Origin of the sequence: Agromyces sp. NDB4Y10, assembly GCF_001620055.1 — a bacterium.
GTDB lineage: Bacteria > Actinomycetota > Actinomycetes > Actinomycetales > Microbacteriaceae > Agromyces > Agromyces indicus.
In genome coordinates, this window is sequence record NZ_LQGY01000057.1 from 1 (window position 1) to 3,568 (window position 3,568).

Sequence of the window (3,568 nt, forward strand, 5' to 3'; positions counted from 1 at the left end):
GCTGCGAGGTCGGGCTCGACGCGCTCGAGGGCGGCCAGCTCGGCTCCGGCGCGTTCGAGCGCGTGCCCGGCACGCGCGAGCGCCGGTGCGACGGGACGCCCCGGTTCGGTGAGGTGGGCCTCGACCTCGGCGAGGGCGGCGCCGGCACCCGCGAGCCAGCGCTCGGCCCGCCCGGCGGCCCCCTCCGCCGCGGCGAGCGCGGCGGCGTCGAATCGGGAGCGGAGCCGCTCGAGCAGTTGGATTGCCGCGTCGTGGCGTTCCCGGACCCGTGCCTCCCGCTCGCGCAGGGCGGGGAGGTCCTGGGCGGCACCGCGCTCGGCGGCCCGACGCTCGGCGAGCCCCTGCTGGGCGTCGCCGAGGGCGCGATGGATCGAGTCGCACAGCGAGGCGATGCGGCTGCTCCAGGACCGTCGCTCGGCCGCCGTGTGCTCCTCGGCGTCGTCGAGGCGCTGCTGCAGCAGGAACGCCTCCCGCAGCCACCCGCGTGCCCGGGCGACCGCCTCGGCGAGGTCCCGCGCGACCTCCGGGCCGAACTCCGCCTCGGCGAAGCGCACCTCCTGGTCGGCGTCGCGCACCGCCTCGTCGGCGCGCACGAGCCGCGCCTTGGCGCTCGTCTCCAGCTCATGTGCGGCCCGCCGGTCGACCGACTCCCGCCGCACGCCGACTCGCCTGAGGCCCACGACCGTGCCCACCAGCACGAGTGCGGCCGCGCCGATCCCGACGAGCGAGGGGACCACCCACTCGAGTCCGCCCATGCCGCGAGTCTAGGCACTTCGGCGCCCAACGGCTCGGGTGCGAACCGGGAGCCCGCCGAGCGCCCGCCGGGAATCCGGCGCGGAGCCTTGGCCGCGGCATCCGCCCGCCCCTAGCCTCGTCGCATGCGCGTGCTGTTGAAGCTCACCCTCGACTGCGATGCGGATGCCGCGTGGCGCGCGATCCGCAGCCCCGCCGTGCTCCGCGAGGTCGTCGCCCCCTGGCTCGACTTCGAGTCGCTGGAGGGCACCGGCTTCCCCGCGACCTGGCCTGAGGGACCGCACCGGTTGCGTGCCCTCGCGTTCGGCATCGCGCCCACGGGCGAGGAGATCATCGACGTCTCGTACCCGGGCGGGCTGCCGCCGGGCGTGAAGATGCTGCGCGACGGCGGCGGCGCCGTCTCGGGCCCGCTCGCGGCGTTCCGGCACTGGGACCACCGGATGGCGATCTCGCCGCTGCCCGACGGGCGGACGCTGTACCGCGACCAGCTCCGCGCGAGCGCCGGGGCGCTGGAGCCCCTGCTCTGGTACCCGACCTGGGCGTTCTGGCAGTACCGCGGCATGCGACTGAAGCAGTTGGCGCCGACGTGGGCGTACGACCCGCCGGGCACGGCCGACGCCGACCGCGCGGCATCCGCCGCCGAAGCCAGGAGCGCGGCATGACCGCGACGCTCGGCGCCCTCCAGCTCGCGGACTGGCGTCGGCGCGTCTTCGGCCTCTACGCGGGGGTGCGGCACCTCAACTCCCACGACCCCGCGCAGGGGCACGAGCTCTGGCGCTCGGGCCGCGACGACCTGTTCGCGGGTCACCCGCAGTCGCCCCTGCTGCCCGACGACCGGGCTCGGTTCACCGGCCTCACCGTGCCGCGCTACGACCCCGACTGGCGCTTCGAGCTCGAGGTGCGCCGGCCCGACGAGCCCGTCCGGATGGTCGTCGACAGCTCGACCGACGGGTCCATCCCCTTCTCGCTCGTCGGCACGGTCCGCATCCCGTACCTCGGCACGCTCGACGTCTGGCGGATCACGGCGTACGGCGGCGGGCTGTTCCTCCCGGTGAAGGACGGCCTCGCCGGCCAGCCGGGCGGCACCTACGGCGGCGGACGCTACCTGCTCGACACCGTGAAGGGCGCCGACCTCGGCTCGGGCGCCGACGACGACAGCCTCGTCGTCGACTTCAACTTCGCCTACAACCCCTCGTGCGCATACGACCCGTCGTGGTCGTGCCCGCTCGCTCCGCCCGGCAACACGGTCCGCGACGAGATCCCGGTGGGCGAGCGGATGCCGCGCTGAGGGGGCGCACAGGGTCGGCCCCGCGGCATCCGCTATGGTTGACGTCGGCGTGCGCGACGAACGCGCCGCCTGCGTCGTAGACACGCTCCCGGGCCGAGAGCCCGATGACTTCATACGGCGAACGGATTCGCCGACCGGCGTCTTCGCCATTCCCCACCGCCGGGCCCATCCGCCGCGTTCCGCGGCGCGCCCGGCCGTGCCATCCCGAACGGACCACCTTTGACGGACCTCACCTTCGGCGCGCTCGGCGTGCCCGCACCCCTCGTCGCGGCCCTCGCCGCCGACGGCAAGACCACCCCCTTCCCGATCCAGGCCGACACCCTGCCCGACACCCTCGCCGGGCGCGACGTGCTCGGCCGCGGCAAGACCGGCTCGGGCAAGACCATCGCCTTCGCACTGCCCATGGTGGCGCGCCTCGGCACGTCGCTCGCCGGCGGCAAGCGCCGCCCCGGCCGCCCCCTCGGCCTCGTGCTCGCCCCCACCCGCGAGCTGGCCACGCAGATCACCCAGACGTTCGAGCCGCTCGCGGCCGCGTACGGCCTGAAGGTCACCACGATTTTCGGCGGCATCAACCAGACCCGCCAGGTCAGCGCCCTGAAGGCGGGCGTCGACATCGTCGTGGCCACGCCCGGCCGCCTCGAGGACCTCATGAAGCAGGGCTTCCTGAGCCTCGACGCGATCGAGATCACCGTGCTCGACGAGGCCGACCACATGGCCGACCTCGGCTTCCTGCCGGTCGTCACGCGCATCCTCGACAAGACCCCCCGCGGCGGGCAGCGCCTGCTGTTCTCGGCGACGCTCGACAACGGCGTCGACAAGCTCGTGAAGCGCTACCTGCAGAACGAGGTGCTCCACTCGGTCGACGAGGCGAACTCCCCCGTCGCCGCGATGACGCACCACGTCTTCGAGATCGACGACGTCGACGCGAAGAACGAGCTCGTGAAGACGCTCGCCTCGGGCACCGGCCGCCGCATCCTGTTCATGCGCACGAAGCACCACGCGAAGAAGCTCGCGAAGAAGCTGACCGAGCAGGGCATCCCCGCCGTCGACCTGCACGGCAACCTGTCGCAGCCGCAGCGCGACCGCAACCTCGCCGCGTTCGGCGACGGCTCGGTCAAGGTGCTCGTCGCGACGGACGTCGCGGCGCGCGGCGTGCACGTCGACCACGTCGAGCTCGTCATCCACGTCGACCCGCCCATGGAGCACAAGGCGTACCTGCACCGCTCGGGCCGCACCGCGCGGGCCGGCAGCGAGGGCGACGTGGTGACCATCTGCCTGCCCGGCCAGAAGCAGGACCTCAAGACCCTGCTGCGCAAGGCCGACATCCGCGTCACGCCGCAGCAGGTGACCGCGGACTCGCCCGCCGTCGCGAAGCTCGTGGGCGACGTCGCGCCGTACGTGAAGCCCGCACCGCGCGAGGCGCGCCAGCCGCAGGGCGGCGGGCGCTCGCAGGGCGCCAACGCCCAGCGCAAGCGCGCCGCACGTGCCGGCGAGCCCCAGCCCGCGGGCCAGGGTCGCCGCAGCCGC

The 3,568-nt window shown here is 74.5% G+C and carries 3 protein-coding genes and 1 pseudogene; 3 read left to right on the top strand and 1 reads right to left on the bottom strand.

What is annotated here, in order from left to right; translation table 11 throughout:
- Positions 1–755 (bottom strand): annotated as a pseudogene (locus AVP42_RS13780) (hypothetical protein); the annotation flags it as partial.
- 123 nt (positions 756–878) lie between these two features.
- On the opposite strand from AVP42_RS13780, the gene AVP42_RS13785 reads away from it, so the two are divergent.
- From AVP42_RS13785 to AVP42_RS13795, 3 genes are all read left to right on the top strand, one after another.
- Complete coding sequence (locus tag AVP42_RS13785) at positions 879–1,415, top strand: hypothetical protein (protein ID WP_082847290.1); 537 nt, start codon at positions 879–881, stop codon at positions 1,413–1,415.
- Positions 1,412–2,041: a DUF1684 domain-containing protein gene (locus AVP42_RS13790; protein ID WP_067950017.1), complete on the top strand. Its 630-nt coding sequence runs from the start codon at positions 1,412–1,414 to the stop codon at positions 2,039–2,041. The genes AVP42_RS13785 and AVP42_RS13790 overlap by 4 nt, the downstream gene beginning before the upstream one ends.
- A 219-nt stretch (positions 2,042–2,260) precedes the next feature.
- Positions 2,261–3,568: DEAD/DEAH box helicase (locus tag AVP42_RS13795; RefSeq protein WP_067950019.1), on the top strand; the 1,308-nt coding region annotated here is incomplete at its 3' end.

Excerpts from the sequence above, each read along its gene's own strand:
- AVP42_RS13785 (WP_082847290.1), top strand. The coding sequence starts at position 879 with ATGCGCGTGCTGTTGAAGCTCACCCTCGACTGCGATGCGGATGCCGCG.
- AVP42_RS13790 (WP_067950017.1), top strand. The coding sequence starts at position 1,412 with ATGACCGCGACGCTCGGCGCCCTCCAGCTCGCGGACTGGCGTCGGCGC.